Here is a 24,701-nt window from a genome sequence, read left to right as displayed (position 1 = left end):
CTAACATGACCTCTGGCCAAAGACACCGGCCGGCGCGCCGCCGCTAGCGATCGAACACCAGCGCGATCAGCGCCAGCACCTTCTTGGCCTCGGGGTCGGTGACGTTCTCGTCGATGAAGCCGTGGACGAACGGCTGGACCTGGGCCAGCAGCGCCAGCGGATCGCCGCCGCTGGCGCGGTCGAGGTCGTCGAAGCTGGCGATGCGCGGGGCCCGGCCGGTGCCGCGGTGGAACGCGGCGCCGATCAGCGCGGCGTGGAAGACCACGTTGACGATCGCGTCGGCGCCGCCGAGCTCGTCCTCGTGGGCGCTGATGAACTGCGTCAGCGCGGTCTGGGTCTGGACGAACCCGCCGACCATCACGGCCGCGTAGTTGGGGTCGCTCATCTTCTTCGACGCCTCGGCGACGACCGCGGTGACGGCTTCCTTCTTGAGCGGCATCAGGCCTCCTCGGGGATGATGGTGACGGGCGGGCGGGCGGCGCCGAAGCGGCACAGCGCCTCGGCGGTGAGGGCGGCGACCTGGGCCGCCAGGTTGGTGCAGAAGGCCTGGCGGCGCGGGCCGGCGAAGTCGCCGAGCGGGCGCACCAGGTTGGCGCAGACGATGTCGGGCGCGCCGCCGCGATCGATCGTGGCGGCGGCGGCCTGGTACCAGGTCATCGCCGCGCGCAGGGCGTCGGTCACCGCGCCGGTCGGATCGGGGTCGCCCAGCACCTCGCCGAGGACGTGCTCGCCGGCGCGGATCGCGCCGCAGGCCCCGGCGCCGGTGATGCCGCCGCGGCGCAGCGCCTGGTACGGCGCGGTCGCCAGGCCGAAGGTCTCGGCGATCGCGATGCCGCAGCTGCGGTGGGGCACCCGCACGCCGGCGTAGAAGGTGTGGGCGGTGGCGCGGGCGGCCGCGACGTAGGCGATGGCGTCGGGCGCGAGCGGGTGCGCCGCGCCGTTCGGGTCGCGCCTGGACTCGCCCATGCGCTGATGCTACTGCCCAGGCGAGCCTTCGTGGAACGGCAGACGCCCACAGACCGACCCCGGGTGACGCGCGTGGCCCTGGTCGCCTCGATCGCGCTGCACCTGTTGAGCCTGTGGGGGCTGCGGTGCGGGGCGCGGCCGCCGCGGGTGCGGACGCCGCCCAGCTTCGCGATCGACATCGCGCCGACGCCGCCCAAGGCCGAGGCGCTGGCGCCGGAGCAGGAGGATCTGGCCGCGGTGGCGCCGCCGACGCCGACCGTGGATCCCGGCGCGCTGGTGCCCGAGCCGCCGCCGCCGCCGGGCATCGGGCTGGCCGACGCCGGGGTCGACGCCGAGCTGGCCGACGCGGCCGAGCCGATCGACGCCCGCCGGCGGCGGCGCGCCGACGCTGGGCTGGACGCCGGGCTCGACGCGGACGTCGACGCCGTGCCGATGGTCGCTGACCTGGCCTCGGACGACGGCGACGGCGGGGTCGACGGCGGGCTGGTCGCGCTCGGCGGCGACCGCGGGGTCGACGGTGGACAGGTCGCGCTCGCCGGGGACGGCGGGGCCGACGGCGGCGCCGCGGTGGCCAGCGACCCCGCGGACGGCGGCGCGGGCGCCGATGGCGGGCAGGTGGCCGCGGCCGGGCTCGACGGCGGCACGGTGACCGCCGGGGCCGACGGCGCGGGCGACGTCGCCGCGCGGCCGTCGGCCGGCACCGCCGCGGACCTGCGCACGTTCTTCCCCGCCGGCCACGTCGTCAGCGTGCTGGTGCGGCTCGATCGCCTGCGCGACACCGAGTGGGCGCCGCGGGTCGACAGCGTCTTCGCGCCGATGCCGGATTACCGGTCGCTGGTCGGCGGCACCGGCGTCGCGCTGACCGACGTGTTCGACACCCTGGCGATCTCGACGCCCGAGCCCAGCGACGCCGTCGCGACGACGCTGATCGTGCGGGCGCGGGCGACCCCAGCGGCGCTGCGCGACCTGCTCGACGCCGACGACGGCCCGGTGGCCTGGGCCCCGGTGGTCGGCGGCGCGCTGGGGCGGCGCGCGCGCGCGCCGCGGGTGTTCCCTGGCGATCGCCGCGTGTTCCTGCAGTGGAAGCTGGGCTGGACCGCGCTGGCGCAGCCCGGCGATCTCGGCGGCCTGCTGGCGGCCCGGGCCGGCGCGCTCGACGTCGAGGCGCCGGCGGCCGCGGTGCCGCGCTGGCTGGCGCGGGTGCCGGCGATCGAGGCCGAGGCCGGCGAGCCCACCGGCCCGGCGCTGATGGTGACCGCGTCGGGCATCTTCCCGGCGACCTTGCCGATCCCGTACGGCGCTGGCGGCGATCTGCCCGGCCCCGATCGCGTCACCGTCACGCTCGAGCTCGACGCCCGCGGCTTCCTGGTCCGCGGCAACGTCCGGTTCGCGGACGACGGCGCCGCCGCGACCGCGGCCGATCTGATCGAGCGCCTGCGCGTCGAGATCCTGGGCGATCGCTGGACCGCGCTGGCCCTGGGCCAGGCCGGCGCGCTCAACGCGATCAAGGGCCTGTCGATCCAGCGCACCGGCCGGCGCCTGGCGTTCGCGACCTCGATCAGCGTCAGCGACGCGCGCGCGTTCCTGACGCTGGTCGCGACCATGGTCGACACCTACTTCACGACCCGCCGCCCGCCGCCGTGAGCCGGCGGCGCGCCGTAGGCCGGGTTGAATCGACGCCGGGGCCGTTGCACACTGGCTGCGTGCGCGGGCCCTCCATCGTGGCGATCGCGGTCGCGGTCGCGGCGTGTCGGCCGTCCGCGAGCCCGCCGCTGGCGCCGGCCGGGACGCCCGAGGACGACGGCGTCGGGATCCTGGCGCGCCTGTCGGGGCGGCTCGAGCTGAGCGGCGCCGACGACGAGGCCGGCGGGGGCGACGAGTTCGTCGCGCGCGATCGGTTCGAGCGCGGCGCCGACTACGATCCGCTGGCCTTCGCCGGCTACGGCTACGGCGGGTTCGGCTACGGCGGGTTCGGCTACGGCGGGTTCGGCTACGGCGGCGGCCTGGCCGGGGCGCTGGGCAGCTGGAGCGCGCCGCGCCCGCCGAGCTACCAGGCGGGCGGGGTCGGGGACCTGGGCGTGATCGAGGGCGAGGTCCGCTGGGGCGCCAGCGCGGGCGTCGCCTGGCCGCCGGGGTGCGCGCTGGCGCGGGTGGCGGTCAGCGGCGCGCCCGTGGTCGGCGCGGTCGTCTACCTCGAGCGCATCGAGCGCGGGCGCCTGGGGTTCGCGCAGACCCCGGCGGTCGTGACCGCGACCGGCTGCGGCCTGGCGCCCACGATCCAGCTGGTCGGCCCGGTCCCGGCGGTGGTGACGATCGAGAGCCGGCTGCGCGCGGCGGTCGACCTGACGGCGTCGGCGGTCAGCGACGAGGTGGTGCCGCTCGACCCCGGCGGGCGCGTCGAGCTCGCCGTCGACCGGCCCGGGCCGCTGCGCCTGGCCGCCCCCGGGCAGGCGCCGGCGTGGCTGATGGGCGCGGCCCACCCGTACCACGTCCTCACCGACGAGCGCGGCCGGTTCCTGCTCGACGCGGTGCCGGCTGGGCCCTACGTGCTCTTGACGTGGTCGCCGCCGCTGGCGACCGCGGTCGGCGTCGACGGACCGACCTGGTCGCCGCCGGTGACCGCGCGCCGGGACGTGGTGGTGAAGGCCGCCACCACGCTCACGATCGCGACGACCTTGACGCCGTAGCGGGGCGGCGGCCCAGGCCGCGGGGCCGGGTGGCCCGCGGGTGCGGCGACGGCCGGGCCGGCGACTCGCGGCCGGGCCCGACCGATCCGATCGATCCGATCCGGGCCCGATCCCGATCCGGTCCGTCCGATCCGGATCCGATCCCGTCCGATCCCGGATCCGATCCGATCCGATCCCGATCGATCGATCGTCGATCCGATCCGGATCCCGATCGATCCGGATCGATCCCGATCCCGATCCTGATCCGTCCCGATCGATCCCGTCCCGATCGATCCGTCCGATCCCGATCCCGATCCCGATCCGTGTCCGGGCCGCGGGGCGGCGCGGCCGGGCGCCGGACGCGCGGGCCCGGCCGGGCGCTGGCCGGGGCTGGGACGATCGTCCGGCATTCGGACGGCGGCGTCCGATAATCGGACGATGGCGACGAGCGAACGCGGGGTTGGGCGCGGCACGCCGCTTGCCATGAGGACCCGTGCAACCAACTCAAGGAGCAACTGCGATGAGTCTCTCGATCACGACACCGGGGTTCGGCAACAAGGGGCGCATGTTCAAGGTGCTGTGCCCGATCGAACGCAAGGACGGCACCACGTTCTGGCTGCGCGTCGGCAGCGGGTTCGCCAACAAGGATCAGTCGGTGAACCTGTACCTCGACGTGCTGCCGGCCAACCTCAAGCTGCAGCTGCGCGAGCTCGACGAGGAGGACCTGCAGCCCCGGGCCAAGCGCAAGGACGAGGCCGCGCCGGCGCGCGCCGCCGAGCCGCTGCCGTTCTGAACCCCCTCCCATCCACGCAACGTCATCACCTGAGGTCTTCGATCATGTCCACGTCCACGTCTGTGTCCCTGTCCATCCCCTCGTCCCGGCGCTCGTGGTGGAGCGTCGTCGTCGCCGCCGCGGTCGCGGTCGCCGCGCTCGGCTGGCTCGAGCCGCGGGCCGCGCGGGCGGCGCCGCCGTCGATCGCCGCGGCGACCGCCGATGTCGGCGACGACGATCCGCCCGCCCACAAGGCCACGTCCGGCCGCCTCAACCTCAACACCGCGACCGCCGAACAGCTCGAGATGCTGCCCGGGGTCGGGCCGGCCAAGGCCGAGCGCATCGTCGCGTTCCGCGGCAAGCACGGCCCGTTCAAGCGGGTCGCCGACCTGCGCCGGGTGAAGGGGTTCGGGCGCAAGACGCTGAAGAAGCTGGAGCGCTTCCTCGACATCAAGGGGCCGACCACCCTGGCGGCCGACGCCGAGTGATCCGCCCGCCGGCGCCGTCGTGCCTACCATGTGGGTGCGGCTGCGCCGGCGATCGTCGGTCCCGCTCGGGATGGCGGCCACGCGGTCCATGTATCATCGTGGCATGAGCGACTCTGTGGGCATGCGGGTGGTAGGCACCATCCGGACCATCGAGTTGTACGCCGCGATGGCGAAGTTCCACAGCGTCGCCCCGCGGCAGGTCGCGCGGATCGTGCTCGAGATCGAGCAGGCCACCGACGGCGACGGGCGCGACATCGACGTCAACAACCTGGCCGGCGTGCACTTCCAGGGGCCGCCGGAGCTGGTGCCGCTGTTCGCGGCCGGCGAGCGGGTGCAGATCGTCACGACCACGCCGAGCGGCATGCACATCGCGAGCATCCGCCCCGCGCCGCTGTCGTGACGGCCGGCGCGGGCGCCGAGCCCAGCGCGGTCCCCCCTCGATGGCGCCGGCATGCACATCGCGAGCATCCGCCCCGCGCCGCTGTCGTGACGGCGGGCGCCCCGCCGGGCGCGGTCACCACTCGATGACGCCGAGGTCGACGTCCTTGGTCGCCTCGATCATGACGTCGAACCGCTTGGCCTTGTTGCGCGGGCCGACCGCCTTGATCTGGTGCGGCCCGGGCTCGAGCGGGTAGCGGATCAGCGGCGCCTCGGCGATGCGCTTGTGATCGATGTAGATCACCGCCTTCTTGTCGGAGCCGATCGAGAAGAAGCCGTAGCGGGCCAGGGCGGTGATGTCGGCCCGGGTCTGATCGGCGTCGACCGCGGCGTCGACCGGGACCAGCCCGGGCGCGGCCACGCCGGCGTCGATCGGCGCCGCCACGGCGACCGCCGCCGCGGGCTGGTCGCCGTCGCCGCCGAGCCCGAGCCCGCGCCCGAGCCCGAACTTGAACACCACCGCGACCAGCGCGACCACGACCACCAGCCCGGCGCCGAACCGCACCGCCCGCCGCCGCCGATCGCGCAGCAGATCGGTCGTCGGGTCGGGCTGGCGCAGCATCTCGACCGAGGTCGGCGCCGCGGTCACGCCCGGCGCCGCGGGGCCATCGACGAACACCGACGTCGAGGGCCGATCGTCGGCCGGGCCGGTCTGCGCGCGCCCCGCGCGGGCGACCGGGGTGCGGTCGAAGAAGTCGCTGTCCTCCCGGGCCAGCGCCGAGATGCTGGCGACCGGCGTCGGCGGCGCGGCCTGGCCGGGGCCGGTCAGCGGGGCGTCGTCGTCGTGGAGCCTGGCGGCGTCGGCCACCAGCGCGTCCTTGCTCGCCAGCTCGTCGGCGAAGTCGCGCGCGAGCATGGTCTTGATCTCGTCCGGGCTGGCCGGGCCGCCGAGGCTCGCGGTCGCGGCGATGATCGCGTCGCGCATGGCGACCGCGGTCGGGAACCGCGCGGCCGGATCGCGGGCCAGGGCCTGGGTCAGGACCGCGATCACCTGCGGCGGCAGGTCGCTGCGACGCTCGCGGATGTCGGGGATCGGCTCCTCGGTGATGGCCTTGAACGTCAGGAAGTCGCTGTCGCGGTGGAACAGCCGCCGCACCGCGAGCAGCTCGTACATCACCGCCGCCAGCGCGAACACGTCGCTGCGCCGGTCGAGCGCCTTGCCGAGGATCTGCTCGGGCGACATGTACGCGTTCTTGCCCTTGACCGTGCCGGTCCGGGTCTTCGAGTTGGCGCCGCGGGCCTTGGCGATGCCGAAGTCGAGCAGCTTCACGGTGCCGTCGACGGTCAGCAGGATGTTGGGCGGGGACACGTCGCGGTGGACGACGCCGAGCGGGTGGCCGTCGGCGCCGCGCGCCTCGTGGGCGGCCTCGAGCCCGTCGCACGCCTGGACCATCAGCCCAGCCACGGTCCGCACGTCGAGGAACTGGCGTCGCTTCGACAGCTGTGACAGCAGGCGCGACAGGGCCACGCCGTGCAGGTACTCCATCACGATGAACCACACGTCGCCGACGTGGCCGAGCTCGTGGACCCGGCAGATGTTCGGGTGCACGAGCTGCGAGGCCAGCTGGGCCTCGTCGCGGAACATCGTCACGAAGTGCTCGTCGTCCGCGAGGTGCGCCAGGATCCGCTTGACCACCTGGATCTGCTGATCGCCGCCGCGCTTGCGCGCCAGGAAGATCTCGGCCATGCCGCCCGTGGCCAGCTTGGCCAGGAGCTGGTACTCGCCCAGCGCGCGCTCGCGTGGCGCCGCCACCGGCGTCGTCAACGCCGTCCCCTCGCAGGCACACCCGGGCGGATCACCTGGAAAGTATATCGCGGGTGCGCGGTCCCCGCGCGTGCGACCCCCGTCACGTCGGGCGCCCGCGGTCGAGGTAGGCCTGCGTGACGGCGGCCGAGGTCACGAGCGAGCGCTCGAGGTCGCCGATGATCGCGCGCTCGACCCGCCCGCCGACCAGGCGCACCTCGACGGCGACCGTGCCGTCGTAGCTGCGGACGATCTCACCCGGCCCGCCGGGCCGGAGCTGGTAGCGGGCGTCGATGTGGGCCTTGCCGTCGAGCAGCCGGGGCCGGATGTCGAAGTCGATCCGGTCGTCGGCCTTGGCCCACACCACCGTCTCGTCGTAGGACAGGTCGCCCTTGACCAGGGTCCGGATGATCGCCGGGAGCTGGCGGCGCGGGAACACCCGGCTGACCCGGCGCCGGGTCGTCGGTCCGTCGACGTCCTCGAGGATCTCGCGGCGCGCGACCTCGACCGCGCGGTCCTGCTCGTCGCGGCACGCGTCGTCGAAGTAGGCCGCGAGGACGGCGGCCGCCGACGGCGCGCGGAAGCGGTACTCGAAGTGGAACGGCGTGGCCATGGCGTGAGCTACCGTCATAACATCGGACCACCGGGGCGCGCACGTCCGGCGCCGCCGCGGGCGCCAGTGGTCCGGCCGGTCGACGGGCTGTGTCACGAATTGGTCACGCGCCCGCGGTCGATCGCTGTTCGGCTCGTGGTCGACGCCGCGCCGCCGCCGTCGTAGCGTGGCCACCCATGTCGTCGTCCCCACAAGCCGAAGCCGCCGCCCTCGACCGGGTCCGCTGGATCGACACCATCCCGTACTGGAGCGTCCACGTGGTCGCGGTGGTCGGCCTGGCCCTGCTGGGGTTCTCGTGGTCGGGGCTGGCGCTGTGCGCGGGCTCGTACGTGGTCCGCATGTTCGGCATCACCGCGGGCTACCACCGCTACTTCTCGCACCGGACCTTCAAGACCAGCCGCGCGGGCCAGCTCGGGTTCGCGCTGCTCGGCGTGATCTCGACCCAGAAGGGCCCGCTGTGGTGGGCCGCGCACCACCGCAACCACCACAAGTACTCCGATCAGCCCGAGGATCTGCACTCGCCGCGGCAGCGCGGGTTCTGGTGGTCGCACATGTTCTGGATCCTGGTCCGGCGTCACCAGTACGCCGACCACACCAAGGTCAAGGACCTGGCCAGCTATCCCGAGCTGCGCTTCATCGACCGGTTCGAGATCCTGTTCACGGTCGCGTACGCGGGGGCGCTGTACCTGATCGGCGGCGCCCACGCGCTGGTCTGGGGCTACTTCGTGTCGACGGTCGTGCTGTGGCACCTGACCTTCACGATCAACTCGCTGGCCCACGTCTGGGGCAGCCGCCGGTACCCGACCGATGACGACAGCCGCAACAACCCGCTCCTGGGCCTGCTGACCCTGGGCGAGGGCTGGCACAACAACCACCATCACTACCAGCGGTCGGCGCGCCAGGGCTTCTACTGGTGGGAGATCGACCTGTCATTCTACGCGCTCAAGACCCTCGAGCTGTTCCGGATCGTCTGGGACGTCGAGGGCGTGCCCCGCCACGTCCGCGACCAGACCGCCAAGCCGCGGCGGGCGTCTCCGGATGAGCCGGGTCCGGAGCCGGTCAGCGACGAGACCACCCGCGCCGCCGCTTGAGGCCCTGGGCGGACCCCAGGGAGGCCTGGGCGATCGGTCAGGGTTGACGAGGGGCTCCGGGATGGTTCTGTTGTCCACATGACCGACTTCGATCCAACCGACGACGCGCCGCCGGCGCCGGCGTCGACCCGGGCGCTGCTGGAGCGCGCGGCGCTGGCCAGCGTCGAGGACGACGTGACACTCGACGACTTCATGCGGACCGCCTGGTTCGCCTACACCCAGGCCCGCCCGGGCATGCGCGCGGCGCTCGAGGAGGCGGCGATGCGCAACCAGATGGCCGAGCTGCGCGCGCGCGGCCAGCTCGCGATGGCCTGAGGTCCGGGGGCCTGTCGCAGGCCTCCGCAGGTGCAGGGGCAGGGCCGCGCGTCGCGGCGTCGCGGCGGCTACTGGGCCGAGCCGCCGGCCGAGGCCGACACCGAGGCCGACACCTCGATCGACACCGAGATGCGCGCCTGGATCTGCGCCACCGCCGCGACGGTCGCGGCCAGCTGGCCAGCCACGCACAGGCCGCGCTCGCCGAGGTTGCCGACGAGCTGCCCCGACGACTGGACCAGGGCGGCGCCGGTCGACACCCAGCGACCCAGGGCCTTGCCGACCAGCTCGGCCCGGGCCCCCACCTTGAGCAGGGTCGGCATGCCGGCGTTGATCGCCGCCGTCGCGCGCTGGAACTTCGCGTCGTCGATGACCGTGACGGTCTCGGTGACCACGACGACCTTGGGCTCGGTGCACTCGGTGTGGACCGACGCCTGGATCTCGGCCGAGGCCCGGCACTCGGCCGAGGCGTCGACCGAGGCGTAGCCGGCGCAGCTGCCCGCGCAGCTGCCGTTGCAGGTGCCGCTGCAGGTGCCGGCGCACTGGCCGTCGGCGCCGGTGGTGGCGCAGGTGCCGTCGCAGGCGCCGTTGCAGGTGCCGCTGCAGGTGCCCTCGCACCGGACCGCCACGTCGGCGGCGACCGAGGCCTCACACTCGGCCACGAGCCCGGCGGTGAACGAGATCTCGGACGTGCACACCGGCGGCTCGTAGCGCGTGACGAGGCGCTGCTCCTGGCTGACCGACACCGCCAGGTTGGCCTTGAGCTCGTCGGCGGCGCGCGCGCACACGGTGCGGGTGTCGCCGTCGGTGGCGACCCCGAGCTCGGCCGTCATGCGCACGCACGCGTCGTGGACCGAGCGCTCGAGCTCCGCGGTGGCGCGATCGAGGTCGGCCGACGCCGCCAGGAACGCGTGGAGCTTGCGCGTGACCTTGTCCGTCGAGAGGTCGCCGCACGCGCTGGGGTTGATCTGGGAGCCTCCCGCCGCGGGCCCCGTGCCCTTCGGCGGCGGGCAGCCGGTCGCGAGCGCCGCACACAGGCCGACGAGGATCAGTGGGGTCGAGCGCATCGTGCCTCCAGGCTACGATTGTCGACGGCCCGCGCCGTCGCCGCAACCCGTCGTCGAACGATTCGCGGCGCACGGTGCCGCGCGCCACGCTGTCGTCGGTCGCACGATCCCGATCCTGATCGCGGCGCCGGACGCCGGATTCCGGACGCCGATCCGGACGCCGATCCCGACGCCGATCCGGACGCCGATCCCGACGCCGATCCCGACGCCGATCCGGACGCCGATCCCGACTCCGATCCGGATCCCGGCTCCGATCCCGATCCTGATCCCGATCCCGATCCGATCCCGATCCGACGCCGATCCCGACGCCGATCCGGACGCCGATCCGACGCCCGATCCCGACGCCGATCCCGATCCCGATCCCAAGCCGATCCGGACTCCGATCCGGACTCCGATCCCGACTCCGATCCGGATCCCGGCTCCGATCCCGCTCCGATCCCGACGCCGATCCGGATCCCGATCCCGACTCCGATCCGGACGCCGATCCGGACTCCGATCCCGACGCGTGGCCCCGCCGCTGACCCTGAGACATCACCCGTGTGTGTGGCCAATGTCGCATTCCGACGACGTGTCCGTGGCGCGGTGATGGCGGTACCATCGCCGCCATGCGCCGGCACCTGGCCCTGGTCCTCGCCGCCGTCCTCGCCGCTTGCGGTGGCGACGACGGCAGCAATCCGAACACCTGCGATCCACCGGCGCCGTTCGTCATCGGCGACGCCAACGGCCACGCGCAGCCGCTCGGCGCGGGCCCGACCGAGGCCCGCGCGGGCCGGCTCCAGGCCGCCGATCTGCCGGCGGTGCCGTCGGGGCTGGTCACCTGGAAGGCCGGCGACTTCGTGCTCGCCAACGATCGCGTCGCGCTGGTGATCGAGGACGCCGGCGACAGCGACCTCTACGATCCCTGGGGCGGGCGGCCGGTCGGCATGGCCCGGGTCGCCGGGGGCCGCATGATCGAGCCCGCCAATTTCGGCGAGGTGTTCCTGCTGACCGGGCGCGCGTCGATCGTCACCGAGGACGTCTCGGTCCTGGCCGACGGCTCGATGGGCGGGCCCGCGATCATCCGGACGGTCGGGACGCTGCACCCGGTGCCGTTCTTCGACGCGGTCACGATGGGCGTGTTCCAGGACCTGACCGGCGTGCGCGCCGCGATCGACTACGAGCTCGCGCCGGGCTCCAACCGGATCGACGTCCGCTACCGCTACCTGTCGGACGTCGATCGCCAGCTCGAGACCGGCGGCATCTTGCACGCGCTGATGTACACCAAGCGCACGCCGGTGTTCGTGCCGGCCCGCGGCTTCACCGATCAGATCGGCGGCACGCCCTACGTCGGCCTGGTCGACGACGACGCCACCAGCTGGGCCTACGTGCCCGCGGACGTGATCGGCTCGGCGCTGTCGGTGTCGGGCTTCGTCGGCGGCATCGCGGCGGGCTTCCGGCTGCCGGCGTGCGCGGCGTTCGATCGGGTCCACGCCCAGATCGTGATCGGCGGGCCCGGCCTCGACGGCCTCGTCACCGCCCTCGCCGACGATCGCGGCACCGCGCTGCGCACGATCACCGGCACGGTCACCCGCGGCGCGGCGCCAGCGCCGGGCGTCCACGTCCACGCGGTCGACGCCGCCACCGATGACTACTACACCCGGACCACGACCGCCGCCGACGGCAGCTACACGCTGCACGTGCCGACCGGCGCCAGCGCGCGGGTGGTCGCGGTGGCCGAGGCCGCGCAGGTCGGGGCCGTCGTCGTCGACGCCGCCACCGGCACGGGCGACGTCGCGCTGCCGGCGCCGGCGCTGGTCACGGTCCACGTCAGCGACGGCAACCGCCGGATGCCGGGCCGCGTCCAGATCCTGCCGGCCGCCAGCCAGGAGATGCCGAACATCCCCGCCAACTACGGCGAGGATCGCTTCGCCGGCGACCGGCTGCGCGTGGCGTTCACGATCTCGGGCGACGTGACCATCCCGGTGCCGCCGGGCTCGTGGGAGCTGGTCGTCTCGCACGGCTTCGAGTACGATGTCGTGCGGCGGCCGCTGACCGTCACCGCCGGTCAGACCGTCGACGTCCTCGCCGAGCTGCCGCTCGAGGTCGACACCAGCGCGACGATGTGCGGCGACTTCCACATCCACACCGCGCGCTCGAACGACTCGGGCGACGACGCCGAGCTCAAGGTCGCGAGCGCGATCGCCGACGGGCTCGAGCTGCCGGTGCGCTCCGAGCACGAGTACGTCGCCGACTTCGCCGCCGAGATCGCCGCGCTCGGCGCCCAGCGGTGGGCCGCCGGGTTCGGCTCGATCGAGATGACGAGCTTCGAGACCTGGGGCCACATGGGCGTGTTCCCGCTCGTGCCCGATCCGACCAAGGTCAACGCCGGCGCGCCGACGTGGCAGACGTTCCCGACCGCCGACCGCCCCGACGAGCCGTTCGCGACGCTGTCGCCGGTGGCGGTGTTCGACGCCGCCCGGGCCCGGCCCGAGGCCCCGGTCGTGATCATCAACCACCCGCGCGGCAGCACCAACTACTTCGGCTACGTCGGCTACGACGCCGCGACCGGCATCGCGACCGCGACCGCCGACTGGGACACGCAGTTCACGCTGGTCGAGGTGTTCAACGACTCGAGCTGGCAGTCGAACTTCGACGGCACCGTCCGCGACTGGATGGGGCTGCTCAAGGCCGGTCGCAAGATCTTCGCGGTCGGCTCGTCGGACAGCCACAGCATCGCCGGCTCGCCGGTCGGCTACCCGCGCACGTGCCTGGCGCTGGGCACCGACGATCCGCGCCAGGTCACCGCGAACCAGGTGCGCGATACGCTCGCGGCCGGCCACGGCACGGTCTCGGGCGGCATCTACGTCACCGCGTCGGTCGGCGCCGCGCGCCCCGGCGACACCGCCAGCGGCCTGGGCATGACCGCGGACGTCGACGTGGTGATCCAGGCGGCGTCGTGGATCGACGTCGACGCCATCGACGTGATGGTCGACGGCGCGCGGGTCGACACGATCCCGATCATGCCGGGCGACGCCGACCCCACCAACCCGGCGGTGCGCTGGCGCGGCGCGATCCCGATCGACGTCCGCGCCGACGGCTCGGGCTTCGTGGTCATCGCCGCCTACGGCGACGCGACGCTCGAGCCGGTCCACCCCGGCCGCACGCCGTTCGGCGTGTCGAACCCGATCTTCGTCAAGCCGTAGCGGCGGCGCGGCGGCTCATGGGCCCGGCGCCGGGCCCGGCACCGCGTGGGCCGGGTACGCCGTCTCGGCGATCAGCCGGCCCGCGCGGTCGTACTCGAGGACCAGCGCGAGGTCGGCGGCGTAGCCGCGGGTGATCGTGTGTTCGATCGGCATCGGCGGCGGGCACGGCGCCGGTTGCTGTCGGGGGACCTGCGGTTCGAGGTCGAGGTCGAGCTCGCGGTCGCGGTCGCGGCCGCCGTACTTGGCGCACGGCGTGGTCGTGACCGTCGTCCTCGAGCTGGCCCGGGCCAGGTGGCGGCCGTAGATGACGGTCAGCCGCCCCGCGCCCCAGCTCGGCACGAACAGCTCGGCGTCGTCGCGGCGCTCGGCGCTCAGCGGCTGGCCCGGCGTGGCGTCGCCAGCGGCGACGAGCGCGGCCAAGAGCGCCGGGTCCGCCGCCGCTGCGTAGGTGGTCCAGCGGCGGTGCGCGTCGTCGAGCGTGGCCGGCAGATCGAGCGGCGCGTCGGCGCGGTCGAGCGTGACGACCGTGACCTCGCCGAGGCCCGCGCCCGCCGGCGCGCCAGGGCGACGCGCGAGCCGCACCAGCGCCGGGCGGTCCGGGCCCACGACGCCCACGAACGCCGGCGCCCCCGGCGCGACCGTGGCGACCGCGCCCTGGCTCACCACCGCCAGCCACTCGGGGCCGGCGTAGACGCCGCGGACCGCCGCGAGCGCGGCCAGGTCGCCCCAGCGGGTCCAGCGCGGGACGACGATCGCCTCGGCCGGCGCGCGGTCGGTGAAGGTCGCGGCGGCGAGCACGTCGGTCGCGGTCGCGCCGCGGTCGACCGGCCGCCAGGGCGCCGAGCGCGCGCTGAGGCACGCGGTCAGCAGGAGCACGGACAGCGCGGCACGCATCCCTGCCTCGAACGCGCGAGCGGGCGGATCGTGCTGGCGTGCGGGCGGTCCGCGCGGCCATCGCTGGCTGGGGCGACACCTTGGCTGGGACCGCGCGGTGGATCGACGTCGCCCGGCCGTCGTCGTCGACGCCGGCGCGGACCTCGCCGCGGCCGGGGGCCTCGCGGACGACGAGCGCGGCGGGGTCGTCGGCGGCGATGCGGCCGCGGGGCGCGGAGGCGTCGCGCAGGGCGGCCTCGTGCTCGGCGAGCTGATCGAAGAGGCCGCGGACGTAGGCGTCGATGGCGGCGGGCGTGCGCGAGCCGTCGGCCGCGCATGTAGTCGGCGAGCTGCTTGGGCAGCTTCTCGAGCTCGACGCGGGCCTCCCAGGCGCGGGTCTTGCCGACCTTGAGGGACGGATCGCGGGCGAAGAAGGCGCGGGCCAGTCGAGGAGCGTGCGGGCCTTGCCGAGGACGTCAGGGCTCGCCGAGGAGTGCCGTCAGCTAGGTGATCAGCGCGGTGGGGAGCGGCGAGTTGGTCGTGTCGGTGCAGGCGAAGTCCGATGACGAGTTGATCGGGGTGAGTGACCAGTGCAGGCGCGCCGCGACCTCTTTCCGAACCGCGAACGGCGCGTCGGCGGCGACAGCTCGCCCGGTGGCGTCGGCCCGGTATCCGTAGATCGAGATGTCATGGAGCGCGCCGGCCAGGCCGTACTTCTCGGCATCGCGGCAGGTCTCGTTGATCTCAATGAACGCGACGGTGCGCGGAAAGCGGGCGCGGACGGCGGGGTTGGAGGCGACCGGGTCGAGCCAGCCGGTGAGCAAGACGTAGGCCCAGGACTCGGGGGCCTCGTCGAGGCCGCCGAGGAAGACCGGGGCGTCGGCGCCGGCGGCGATGAGCGCAGCGGCGAGGTCGCGGATGTGCCAGCGCTTCATCAGACGCTCGACAACGTCCGGCTTTCGCGCGCCGAGTTCGATCGCCGCGCGGTCGACGACGAGCGTGATGGTGAGCTTCACGGGGCGTCCTCCAGCAAGAACACGAGGTCGAAGTCGGTCGTGACGAAGGCGTCGCGAGTCAGGCCATGGTCAGTCAGCAGGCTCTTGTGCAGGTCGCGGGCGCGCTTCGGGTCGGCCTGCGCACGTAGGCCCGTCTCGTAGTAGCTCATGAGGTCCCCGAGTTTCCATCGTGCTCGCCCGCCGCCCAGCTCGACGCCTGTGACCACGTGGCCTGACTGTCGGGCGATGGTGCGAGCGTACAGCCCGAGCGCGGTCGCTTCCAGCTTGGCGGCCAGGGCTGGGGTCACGGGATCCGCGAGGCTGGCGCCGAGCGCTCGGAGCGCGCTATCGACCTGCAGGACGGTCTCGATGTTCTGGATCTGGTGCAAGCGCAGGCGGCGCAGGGCGCCGGGCTCGACGCCGAGCTGGCGCATCTGCCGGAGCGTGGTCAGTCCCACGATTCTCGAGGGGTCACCGAGAGCGCGCCGATTCGAGCAAGGACCTCGTGTTGCACGATGGCCTCCACCTCCGCGCGGCTCATGACTCCCTTCAGCGAGTAGATCCAGTCGATGTTCAACACGAAGCCTGGACCAGTCGCGAAGATGCGCAGGCGCGTGTGTCCATCCCCAAGCCCCGTACTCAGGTAGTCTCCGTAGGTGTCGCTATCTCGTAGTGACCATTTCAGGCGGCCGCCTTGCAGTGTCAAGAGGAGTTCACCGAGCGAGAGGGGTGTGGATCTCATCCTGAGCAGGGCGGAGAGATCCGGACCGCGGCTTGATCCGCGGGCCGCTTGAAGTTGGGGCAGAGCCCGTGCCATCGAGGGGTTGCTTAGGCTCTCTCGACGGAAGGATGCCCCGTGCGCATGGTGATCGAAGTGCCGGATGAGTTCAAGGCGTTGAGCACCGCGGTGGAAGCGCTGGTCACCCTGGTCGTGGCTGAGGGCCGCCGCGGCGCCGGTGGCAAGGCGATCGACTACGGGCGGGTCGAGCAGCGGGTGGCGGCCGCGACGGCCGAGGTCGAGCGGGCGGCCCATGCCGGGTTGCTGGGCGGGCTCGATGTCGACGAACCGCGGGTCCGGATCGACCGGCAGACCTACACCCGCGTCGGCCGGCATGCGCAGACCTACTACACGCTCGCGGGGCCGGTGCCCGTGTTGCGCTCGGTGTACCGGGCCGACGGCGTGCGCAACGGCAAGGTCGTCGACGCGGTCAGCCTGCGCGCGGGCGTCGTCGCCGACGGGTGGCTGCCGCAGACCGCCCGGGCGATGGCGCACGAGGTTCAGCGGGGCACGGCGCGGGAAGCCGCGGCCAGCGCCGCGGAGGTGGGGAGGCTCCCGTACTCCCGGTCGAGCTTCGACCGGGTGACGCAGGCCGTCGGCGAGCTGTACGGCGCCCGCAACGACGAGATCGAGGACGCGCTGATCACGGCCTACGAGCCACCGGACGAGGCCCGCAGCGTCAGCGTCGGGCTGGACCGGGTCGCGGTCGCGATGGCCGAGCCGCGCCCACGGCCGCCGGGGCGTCGCCGTCGCGGTGCCCCGAAGAACCCGATCACGGTCGCCTGGCGCATGGCCTGGGTCGCGACGGTGACGCTGCACGACAAAGCCGGCAGCGCGCTGCCCGCGCTGCTCGCCGGCGACGCGCAGGCGCGGCTGGCGCATTGGCGCATGCGCTTGCTCAACGTCGAGCACGCCGCGATCGACATCCTCGGCGAGCTGCGGGCCGCCGACCGAGCCCACGTCCAGGTCGGCGACGGTCGCCCAGTCCACGAGGCGATCACGTACCTCGCGCACCACCACAGCCGCATGAACTACGCCGCCGCCCGCGCCGCGGGCCCGCCAATCGGCAGCGGCAACGTCGAGGCCACCTGCAAGACCCTCGTCCAGGTCCGCATGAAGCGGGCCGGCTCGCGGTGGAAGGAGCCGACGGGCCGGCACGTCCTTCAGCTCCGCGCGCTCGCCGTCAGCGACCGCTGGGCCGACGCGATGGTCCGCTTGATCAGCATGAGAGCCACACCCGGCGCGGGTCTTGCCGACCTTGAGGGACGGATCGCGGGCGAAGAAGGCGCGGGCCCAGTCGAGGAGCGTGCGGGCCTTGCCGAGGACGTCAGGGCTCGCCGAGGAGTGCCTTCAGGTAGGTGATCAGCGCGGTGGGGAGCGGCGAGTTGGTCGTGTCGGTGCAGGCGAAGTCCGATGACGAGTTGATCGGGGTGAGTGACCAGTGCAGGCGCGCCGCCACCTCTTTCCGAACCGCGAACGGCGCATCGGCGGCGACGGCTCGCCCGGTGGCGTCGGCCTCGTAGCCTTCGACCGAGATGCCGTGGAGCGCACCTGCGAGGCCGAACTTCTCGGCCTCGCGACAGGTCGTTGAGCGCAATGAACGCGAGGGTGCGCGGAAGACGGGCGCGGACGGCGGGGTTGAGGCGACCTGGTCGAGCCAGCCGGTGAGCAAGACGTAGGCCCAGGACTCGGGGGCCTCGTCGAGACCGCCGAGGAAGATCGGGGCGTCGGCGCCGGCGGCGGTGAGCGCGGCGGCGAGGTCGCGGATGTGCCACCACTTCATCTCGGCCTCGGCGGCGTCCGGCCCCCGGGTAACGGATTCGATCGCCGCGCGGTCGACGACGAGCGTGATGGTGGGCTTCACGGGGCGTCCTCCAGCAAGAACACGAGGTCGAAGTCGGTCGTGACGGAGGCGTCGCGAGTCAGGCCATGGTCAGTCAGCAGGCGCATGTGCAGGTCGCGGGCGCGCTTCCAGGTCGGTCTGCGCACGCAGGCCCGTCTCGTAGTAGCTCGTGAGTTCTCCGAGTTTCCATCGTGCTCGCGCGCCGCCCAGCTCGACGCCTGTGATCACGTGGCCTGACTGTCGGGCGATGGTGCGAGCGTACAGCCGAGCGCGGTCGCTTCCAGCTTGGCGACCAGGGCTGGGGTCACGGGATCCGCGAGGCTGGCGCCGAGCGCTCGGAGCGCGCTATCGACCTGCAGGACGGTCTCGATGTTCTGGATCTGGTGCAGGCGCAGGCGGCGCAGCGTCCCGGGCTCGATGCCGAGCTGGCGCATCTGTCTGAGCGTGAAGAAGATCGCGGTCGGGGACATCCCCGCGGCCATCGCCGGCTGGGTGGGCACCTTGGTCGGGATCCCCTGGTGGAAGAAGTGCACGTCGAGTGACAGCTCGGCGGTGGCGGGGGTGAAGCTGTTGTCGACTGTTGCCTTGCGCAGGCCGTCTTTGATGGTGGTGGAGACATGCGTTGTGCCGCCGCTCTGCCGTGGGCGCTTGTCATCGATCTGCCATCCCGCGATCTGCGCATCGGGGTCGGTGCCCGCGTAGAAGTCGGGGACGATCTCGTCGCGGTACTTCGGTGGGGCGTCGGTGGGGCGGGGCCGACGTGGGGTGACGGGGCGGCGGGGTCGCGGGCGAAGCGGCCGTGCGCGGGCGACCAGAGGCGCGGCGGGTGGCCGACGTAGCGGAGGGTGCCGTCGGGCGCGAGCTCCCAGCGGTAGCCGGGCTCGGCCTTGGCCCGGCCGCGGTAGGCGGCCTCGCGGTCGGCGTCCCAGGGCTTGGCTGGATCCGGGCGGGTGACGTCGGCGGGGCGGCGCTCGGCGCGGTCGCGGTGGTCCTCGAGGGCGTAGCCGAGGTCGACGGCGTCGATGGGCGAGCCGTCGGTGAAGTGCTCGGGGACCGTGAGGGCGATCCGGCCGTCGTCGTCGACGCCGGCGCGGACCTCGCCGCGGCCGGGGGCCTCGCGGACGACGAGCGCGGCGGGGTCGAGGCCGAGGATCGCGAGCGCCTGGGCGCGGGCGGCGGCGAGGAGCTGCTGGCGGGCCGACGGTGGGGGCGCGCTGCGGTCGTCGGCGGCGATGCGGCCGCGGGGCGTGGCGGCGTCGCGCAGGGCGGCCTCGTGCTCGGCGAGCTGATCGAAGAGACCGCGGACGTAGGCGTCGATGGCGGCCGGCGTGAGCGAGCCGTCGGCGAGGCCGGCGTGGACGCCGCGCATGTAGTCGGCGAGCTGCTTGGGCAGCTTCTCGAGCTCGACGCGGGCCTCCCAGGCGCGGGTCTTGCCGACCTTGAGGGACGGATCGCGGGCGAAGAAGGCGCGGGCCCAGTCGAGGAGCGTGCGGGCCTTGCCGAGGACGCCGGTGAACTTGAAGAGCTGGCGGGCGGTGGCGGCGTGGGCCGGGAGCTGGGCGGCGCCGGCGCGCGGGCCCAGGGCGATGTAGACCTCGGCGATGAAGCCGTAGGCGTCGAGCACGTACCGGACCTCGGCGGTCATGCCGGCGAGCGCGGGATCGACGAGGACCAGGACGTCGCGGCCGGCGCCGGCGCGCGCCTGGGCGTGGACCTCGGCGCTGGCCGGCTTGAGCTCGGCGGGGATCGAGCGCGCGCGGACGGGTGGCAGCTCGGTGCTGGCGGGCAGGACCTCGGGTCCGAGCGGATAGCGGCGCGGGTCGAGGCCCTCGTGCACCATCTGGCCGTAGGCGCGCATCGCCAGCGCGTGCCCGACCATGACGCCGTCGTTGACGAGCTTGTTGGCGACCGCCATCGTCATCGCCAGGCGGCGCTGGTTCGGGAGCAGCGACTCATCCCGCGCGATCGCCTCGAGCTCGTCGAAGAACTGGCTGGTGCCGAGGACCAGCCCGAGCCCGTCGGCGCCGTGGCCGGCGAACTGGACCACCTTCGCCAGCCGGGTCAGCTTGAGCGCGCCGGCGCCGGTCTGGCTCACGCCGAGCACCGAGCTGGCGATGTTGACGATGTCGAGCGCGGTCTCCATGTCCCACGCGAACGTGCCCTCCTCGTTCCGCTTGACCAGGCGATACGCCGAGGGGATGGCCCCGATCACGCCCAGCGGGATCAGCAGGGCGAGGCTGGCGCCGCCCGTGAACGGCGCCGCCAGGAGCGCGAGGATCGACACGACCAGCGCGCTGCCCTCGATCAGCTCGGTCATGAGCGACGCCGTGTCGAGATCGACCCGGAACGTCGCCCGCTCGTGGGCGTCGAGGCCGGACCGGCCGCTGGTCGGGACCAGGATCGTGCAGTAGCCGCGACCGTAGCCGGTCACGCTGTTCTCGAGCAGGCTCAACAGCGCCGCGCGGATCGCGCCCACGCGGGTCGTCGCGGTCCGCTGCTCCCAGCCGCTCCGGGTCGCGGTGGCGTCGACGACGTGGACCGTGGCCGACGTCGACGTGATCGTCACGTCGATGGCCTCGATCATCAAGGTCAGCACCGGGCCGGGTCCGTGACCAGGACCGCGAAGACGCGGTACGGGGTGCCCGTGGCGCGGGCCAGGTTGTCGCCGCGCTGGCGCAGGATGCGCGATCTCGTCGAGCCGCTTGCGGAGCCTCGATGCGCGCGGTCTCGGGGTCGGCGCTGGCCTGCCGCAGGACGCCGTCGTCGGCGAGCGCGCGCTCGAGTTCTTGCGCTGCAGGCCGTAGGCGCCGGCGCGCGGCCGTCGACCGCGGCCGGGATCGCCTCGATCGTGTCGCGCGCCTGCGCCAGTTCGTCGCCCGCGAGCGCGTCAGCGGCCACCAGGGCCTCGAGGTCGACGACGTCGAGCGCCTGCGTCCGCAGTCGCTCGAGCGCCGCCTCGGCCTGGCGGCGCGAGAGCTCGGCGGGTTCGACCACGTAGAGGAGCTGGTAGGCAGCGCTCGGCACCCGCACCAGCGCGCCGCTGCGGTCGGGATCGCCCGCCGAGCACCGCAGCACGTACAGGCCGGGACCGGGCAGGACCAGGCTCTTCTCGTACAGCTTCTCGAAAGATCGCGCGCAGGGCGTCGTGATGGCGGTGCCCGGCCATCCGCAGATGCCCGGCAGGCGGCGACGGTGATGGCCCCGATCCCCGTCGGCCCGTAGACGCTCGCGAACTCCCTGCGCAGGCGCTGGCAGTCGGTCCAGGTGTAGCCGACCTCGCGATCGAGCCGCCGCTTGAACGAGGTCCAGCCCGACGCGGACACGGCGACGAGGTCGGTCGGCTCGACCCGGGCGGTTCCCGCCAGTACCGGTGTCCCGCGGGCTGAACCAGTGATCGGCGCGGACGCCCATGATGGCGGCGACCTCGGCGCCCGGCAGGTTACAACGGGCCCGGCAGCGCGACCCGCCGCGGGCTCGGGAACAACGGCGTTGGCCCGGGCGATCGTGAACTCAGCGCGTCGTCGCCGGCGGCGCTCGGCGTGCTCCCAGTCGACGGCAGCGCCCTAAGTCCCCGCGGGCATGTCGACGAGGCTCGCGGCGCGCGCCTGGTCGTCGACCGCCCGCGCCGCCAGGGCGGCGTAGCGCCCGAGACAGACCTCGATGAACCGAACCCGCGCGGCGTGGCCGCTGGGCGGCTTGGGCTGCGCGTCCCCGGCTGGCGCCGCGGCCGTCGCGTCGACGATCTCCGGAAACAAGTAGTGCATGCCGGGGTGGGCGCGCAGGGTGGCGTCGCGCCAGGTGGCGTTGAGCGGATCGGCACCGCGGTTGAACTCGTCCCAGAGGGCGCCCATGGCCTGGTCCTGCGCGTCGAAGCTCGGCGTGCCGGCGCCGCTCGGGTGCGCATCGAAGGCCAGCATCGCGACCCGCAGCGCCTCGACCTTGGCGCCGAGGCTCCAGGCGATGTCGATGAACAGCGACCGCGACACCCACCAGTGGCGGTGCGTCGACGGGAACGCCGCGACGTCGGTGCGCACGACGCCGCCGGCCGCGGCGCCCTTGGTCTGGTCGTAGACCGTGATCCACGCGCGCTCCACGGCGACCGCGTGCTCGAGGCGGCGCAGGCGTCCGTCGTCGAGGCGGAGCGGCAGGCGCCGGTCGTCGCGCAGGTACCGCACCACCTCGAGGCCGACCATCGCCGTGGTCGTGCCGAAGCCGCCACGGTCACCGGCCATCGCCTCGCCGTCCTCGGCGAGCCCGGCGAGCCCGGCGATCTTGAGCCCGAGCTTGGCGGTCAGCTCCTCCGCCAGGAGCGGGGTGTAGGCGTCTCCGACCAGCGTCCGGACCCACGCGGCCAGCGCCTGCTGGGTCCGGTCGGCGCCGGTGACGTACCTGGCGTCGGCGCCCAGGCGCAGGAACATCCCGCGGCGGCCGACGTCGATCGTGCCGACCACGGGCGTGTCGAGGAACCCGCCGATCGCCTCCGCCGGCGCGGCGCTGCCGCCGCGCTTGGGCCGGCGTGGCGCTGCGCCGGGGGCGGAGCCGCTGGCGCGCCCGGGCCGGCGTATCGCTGCGCCCGGGGCCGATCGCCGTCGCCGACCGGCGAGGCCCGGGGGGCGCGCCGGCGACGCGAAGCGCCAGGCGGTCTGCGACCGCGGCTGCGCGGACGACCACGCGCGCGTGGCGGGGCGCCGTGGCGTCGGCCAGGTCGTCTGCAGCGAGGACGGTGAGCGCGGCACCGTCACCCCTCGCCGAGGGCGCGCTCGATGAGCCAGTCGCCAGGGCGGAGGTCGAGCGTCGGGGCCGCGCCGGCGGCCGCGACCAGCGCCACGTCGGGCAAGGCGAAGCGGGCGGCGGCGCGCGCTGGGGCGGTGAAGGCGTCGAACAGCGCGGCCGGTGCCACGCCGGCCGGCCCGTCGGGGGCGGCGCGCGCGGCGCGCACCGCGGCGGCGAGATCGATCGCCGCCGCCGCCCGTCCGGCGCGGATGCCGAGGAGGTCGCGCACCGCCGCGATCGTCAGCGGGCGACCGGCGGCCTCGTAGATCACGGCGACGGCGCCCGTGCCGTAGGGCGCGGCCATGCTGGTGCCGGACTTCCGCGTGAGCAGCGGGGCCGCGACCGCGTCGTCGGCGGGGGTCGATCGGGCGGCCACGATGCCCACGCCGGGCGCGAGCAGGTCGGGCTTGATCCGGCCGTCGCGGGTCGGGCCGGCGCTCGAGAACGGCGCGACCCGCCCGGTGGTCGCGTCGACGGCACCGACGACGATCGTGAAGTGGCCGTTGGCGATCGTGCCGGTCGTGGACGCCGGGCTCGCGTCGGGGGCGCGCAGGCGCGACTGTGAACCGCGGCCGGCCTCGTCACGCTCGATCCACGCGTGCCAGCGGTCGCCGGTCGCCGCGACGCGCAGCGGCTCGACCTCGACGCGCCAGCGCGCCGCGCTCCCACGAGGTTCGAGCACGAGGGCGACGTGATTGTCGCCGTTGTTGGGGTCGAGCGTCCGGTGCGCGAAGCGCCCGATGACGTCGCCGTCGTCGACGACCGGGCCGTGGCTGTCGGGCGTGGCCCGCGCGACCACGCGCCCGTCGTCCGCGCGGAGGCGCACCTCGAGCCGGTCGCGCCCCGGGTACCACAGGTCGAGCTCGTTGGTGGTCTCGTCGCCGGCGCTGACCACCCACTCGAGGACCGCGCGGTCGCCGCGGGCCAGCGCGCCCGTCGCATGGACCGGGGCCCGGCGGTAGTTTCCGGCGCTCTGGACGATCGCGCGGCCCGGGCGCGCGGTCACGAACGCGTCGAGCGCTTGCTCGACCAGCGTCGAGCCGTCGTGGGGGCCGGCGTGGCTGCCAAGGCTGAAGTTGACGACGCACGGCCGGTCGCCGGCGACGCGCGCGATGAAGTCGAGGCCCTCGAGGAGGCTGACCGAGTTGCCGATGCTGCGCGGGCCGGTCGGCTCGGACGCGAGGTGCACGAACACCAGCTCGGCGCCAGGGGCGACGCCGCCCGGGCCGATCCGCGGGGCCCCCGCGGCGATGTCGAGCACGTGCGTGCCGTGCGTGCCGTTGCCATCGACGTCAGCGTCCGCGGGGTCGTAGCCGAGCGTCGCGAACGGATCCCGGGCGCCGAGCGCGGCGTCGAGCTGTCGCCGGGACCAAGCGCGGCCGTAGCCGTACGGGGGCAGGCCGCCCGCGCGCCGCCGCCGTTGGTCCCACAGCGCGAGCAAGCGCGTGCGCCCGTCATCGCGCACGAAGTTGGGGTGCGTGAAGTCCACGCCCCAGTCGATGACCCCGACGACCACGCCCCGACCCGACGGCCCGGCCGCCAGGCCGCGCCGCGCCGCGCGTCCGAGGCGTCGTCGCGCGGCGGCCCCCGCGCCTGCGACCGCCGGCTCGGGGCGGAGCTCGCAGGCGGCCTTGAGGCTGACGACCACCGGATCGTCGTGGACCGCGATGATCGCCGAGCGCGCGATCCGTGCGGTCGCGACGTCGCCGAAGCGCGCGACGATCTCGAGCCCGCGCGGTGGCGCCGCGTCGGCGCGGAGCCGCACCAGCACCGCGACGACCTCGGTCGCGGCGCCGCCCTCGATCGTCTCCCACAGGGCGGGATCCATCGTCGCCTCTGCGGTGGCTGCGGCGGCCTACTTGGCGGTTGGTCGGTTGCCCAGCAGGTCGTCGAAGGCCGACTCGGTGCCCTTGGGATCGGTCGGCGCGGGCGCCGGCGTCGCCGGCTTCTCCTGCCGCGCCATGATCGCCGCGAGCAGCACGCCCTGGTACCCCGGCATCATGCCCGCGACGAGGCCGAGCTGCGTCGAGCGCTCCTCGCCGAGGTCACGGGTCACGGCCTTGCCGACCAGGAACGACATGACGTTCATGTTCATCGGGT

Annotated in this window: 23 protein-coding genes; 9 read left to right on the top strand and 14 right to left on the bottom strand. The window is 74.2% G+C overall.

Going from position 1 to position 24,701, the window contains the following annotated elements; all coding sequences use genetic code 11:
- Window positions 1-43 precede the first annotated feature (43 nt).
- Both IPL61_32335 and IPL61_32330 read right to left on the bottom strand, forming a co-directional pair.
- A complete protein-coding gene (locus IPL61_32335) occupies window positions 44-439 on the bottom strand; it encodes a hypothetical protein (protein ID MBK9035888.1) in 396 nt (131 codons plus the stop codon).
- On the bottom strand, window positions 439-966 hold the full coding sequence (locus IPL61_32330) for a hypothetical protein (protein ID MBK9035887.1): 528 nt from the start codon (window positions 964-966) through the stop codon (window positions 439-441). The genes IPL61_32335 and IPL61_32330 overlap by 1 nt, the downstream gene beginning before the upstream one ends.
- Before the next feature lie 63 nt (window positions 967-1,029).
- Here IPL61_32330 and IPL61_32325 point away from each other — a divergent pair, with 63 nt between their 5' ends.
- From IPL61_32325 to IPL61_32305, 5 genes are all read left to right on the top strand, one after another.
- Window positions 1,030-2,610 carry a hypothetical protein gene (locus IPL61_32325; protein ID MBK9035886.1) on the top strand — a complete coding sequence of 527 codons (1,581 nt, stop codon included), beginning with the start codon at window positions 1,030-1,032 and terminating at the stop codon, window positions 2,608-2,610.
- 59 nt (window positions 2,611-2,669) lie between these two features.
- Window positions 2,670-3,653 (top strand): hypothetical protein, encoded by a 984-nt coding sequence (locus IPL61_32320; protein MBK9035885.1) that lies wholly within the window; start codon window positions 2,670-2,672, stop codon window positions 3,651-3,653.
- A 499-nt stretch (window positions 3,654-4,152) separates the two neighbouring features.
- Window positions 4,153-4,425 carry a hypothetical protein gene (locus IPL61_32315; protein MBK9035884.1) on the top strand — a complete coding sequence of 91 codons (273 nt, stop codon included), beginning with the start codon at window positions 4,153-4,155 and terminating at the stop codon, window positions 4,423-4,425.
- Window positions 4,426-4,469: 44 nt separating this feature from the next.
- Entirely contained in the window at window positions 4,470-4,892 is a 423-nt protein-coding gene (locus tag IPL61_32310) for a helix-hairpin-helix domain-containing protein (protein MBK9035883.1), read from the top strand.
- Window positions 4,893-4,995: 103 nt separating this feature from the next.
- Window positions 4,996-5,292, top strand: coding sequence for a hypothetical protein (locus IPL61_32305; GenBank protein MBK9035882.1), 297 nt, complete (start codon window positions 4,996-4,998; stop codon window positions 5,290-5,292).
- A gap of 114 nt (window positions 5,293-5,406) precedes the next feature.
- Here the strand turns inward: IPL61_32305 and IPL61_32300 are convergent, their stop codons facing one another.
- Together IPL61_32300 and IPL61_32295 are read right to left on the bottom strand one after the other, a co-directional pair.
- On the bottom strand, window positions 5,407-7,095 hold the full coding sequence (locus tag IPL61_32300; protein MBK9035881.1) for a protein kinase: 1,689 nt from the start codon (window positions 7,093-7,095) through the stop codon (window positions 5,407-5,409).
- Between the two features lie 82 nt (window positions 7,096-7,177).
- Window positions 7,178-7,687, bottom strand: a complete 510-nt coding sequence (locus tag IPL61_32295) for a DUF2505 domain-containing protein (protein ID MBK9035880.1) — start codon at window positions 7,685-7,687, stop codon at window positions 7,178-7,180.
- Window positions 7,688-7,863: 176 nt separating this feature from the next.
- On the opposite strand from IPL61_32295, the gene IPL61_32290 reads away from it, so the two are divergent.
- Window positions 7,864-8,778, top strand: coding sequence for an acyl-CoA desaturase (locus tag IPL61_32290; protein MBK9035879.1), 915 nt, complete (start codon window positions 7,864-7,866; stop codon window positions 8,776-8,778).
- 78 nt (window positions 8,779-8,856) lie between these two features.
- Window positions 8,857-9,093 (top strand): hypothetical protein, encoded by a 237-nt coding sequence (locus IPL61_32285; GenBank protein ID MBK9035878.1) that lies wholly within the window; start codon window positions 8,857-8,859, stop codon window positions 9,091-9,093.
- A gap of 68 nt (window positions 9,094-9,161) precedes the next feature.
- On the opposite strand, the gene IPL61_32280 is transcribed toward IPL61_32285, so the two are convergent.
- Window positions 9,162-10,157 (bottom strand): hypothetical protein, encoded by a 996-nt coding sequence (locus IPL61_32280; protein MBK9035877.1) that lies wholly within the window; start codon window positions 10,155-10,157, stop codon window positions 9,162-9,164.
- Window positions 10,158-10,762: 605 nt separating this feature from the next.
- On the opposite strand from IPL61_32280, the gene IPL61_32275 reads away from it, so the two are divergent.
- Entirely contained in the window at window positions 10,763-13,339 is a 2,577-nt protein-coding gene (locus IPL61_32275; GenBank protein ID MBK9035876.1) for a CehA/McbA family metallohydrolase, read from the top strand.
- Window positions 13,340-13,354: 15 nt separating this feature from the next.
- Here the strand turns inward: IPL61_32275 and IPL61_32270 are convergent, their stop codons facing one another.
- The 3 genes from IPL61_32270 to IPL61_32260 all read right to left on the bottom strand — a co-directional run bounded on the left by IPL61_32270 (window position 13,355) and on the right by IPL61_32260 (window position 15,641).
- The gene (locus IPL61_32270) at window positions 13,355-14,233 is read right to left on the bottom strand and encodes a hypothetical protein (GenBank protein MBK9035875.1); all 879 of its coding nucleotides are present in this window, start codon (window positions 14,231-14,233) and stop codon (window positions 13,355-13,357) included.
- Window positions 14,234-14,715: 482 nt separating this feature from the next.
- Complete coding sequence (locus IPL61_32265; protein ID MBK9035874.1) at window positions 14,716-15,228, bottom strand: hypothetical protein; 513 nt, start codon at window positions 15,226-15,228, stop codon at window positions 14,716-14,718.
- A complete protein-coding gene (locus IPL61_32260) occupies window positions 15,225-15,641 on the bottom strand; it encodes a hypothetical protein (GenBank protein ID MBK9035873.1) in 417 nt (138 codons plus the stop codon). Before IPL61_32260 ends, IPL61_32265 begins: the two co-directional genes overlap by 4 nt.
- A 422-nt stretch (window positions 15,642-16,063) precedes the next feature.
- Between IPL61_32260 and IPL61_32255 the strand changes: the two genes are divergently transcribed.
- A complete protein-coding gene (locus tag IPL61_32255; protein ID MBK9035872.1) occupies window positions 16,064-17,347 on the top strand; it encodes a hypothetical protein in 1,284 nt (427 codons plus the stop codon).
- Here the strand turns inward: IPL61_32255 and IPL61_32250 are convergent.
- From IPL61_32250 to IPL61_32225, 6 genes are all read right to left on the bottom strand, one after another.
- Window positions 17,313-17,849: a hypothetical protein gene (locus tag IPL61_32250; protein ID MBK9035871.1), complete on the bottom strand. Its 537-nt coding sequence runs from the start codon at window positions 17,847-17,849 to the stop codon at window positions 17,313-17,315. The two genes, IPL61_32255 and IPL61_32250, sit on opposite strands and share 35 nt — an antisense overlap.
- A gap of 283 nt (window positions 17,850-18,132) precedes the next feature.
- On the bottom strand, window positions 18,133-20,424 hold the full coding sequence (locus tag IPL61_32245; protein ID MBK9035870.1) for a hypothetical protein: 2,292 nt from the start codon (window positions 20,422-20,424) through the stop codon (window positions 18,133-18,135).
- Window positions 20,418-20,903: a hypothetical protein gene (locus IPL61_32240; GenBank protein MBK9035869.1), complete on the bottom strand. Its 486-nt coding sequence runs from the start codon at window positions 20,901-20,903 to the stop codon at window positions 20,418-20,420. The genes IPL61_32245 and IPL61_32240 overlap by 7 nt, the downstream gene beginning before the upstream one ends.
- 488 nt (window positions 20,904-21,391) lie before the next feature.
- A complete protein-coding gene (locus tag IPL61_32235) occupies window positions 21,392-22,279 on the bottom strand; it encodes a hypothetical protein (protein MBK9035868.1) in 888 nt (295 codons plus the stop codon).
- Between the two features lie 287 nt (window positions 22,280-22,566).
- Window positions 22,567-24,429, bottom strand: a complete 1,863-nt coding sequence (locus IPL61_32230) for a S8 family serine peptidase (GenBank protein ID MBK9035867.1) — start codon at window positions 24,427-24,429, stop codon at window positions 22,567-22,569.
- A 27-nt stretch (window positions 24,430-24,456) separates the two neighbouring features.
- On the bottom strand, window positions 24,457-24,696 hold the full coding sequence (locus IPL61_32225) for a hypothetical protein (protein ID MBK9035866.1): 240 nt from the start codon (window positions 24,694-24,696) through the stop codon (window positions 24,457-24,459).
- Between the last annotated feature and the right edge of the window lie 5 nt (window positions 24,697-24,701).

This window comes from Myxococcales bacterium (assembly GCA_016717005.1).
Classification (GTDB): domain Bacteria; phylum Myxococcota_A; class Polyangia; order Haliangiales; family Haliangiaceae; genus UBA2376.
This window is presented reverse-complemented; position numbering and strand designations above follow the sequence as displayed.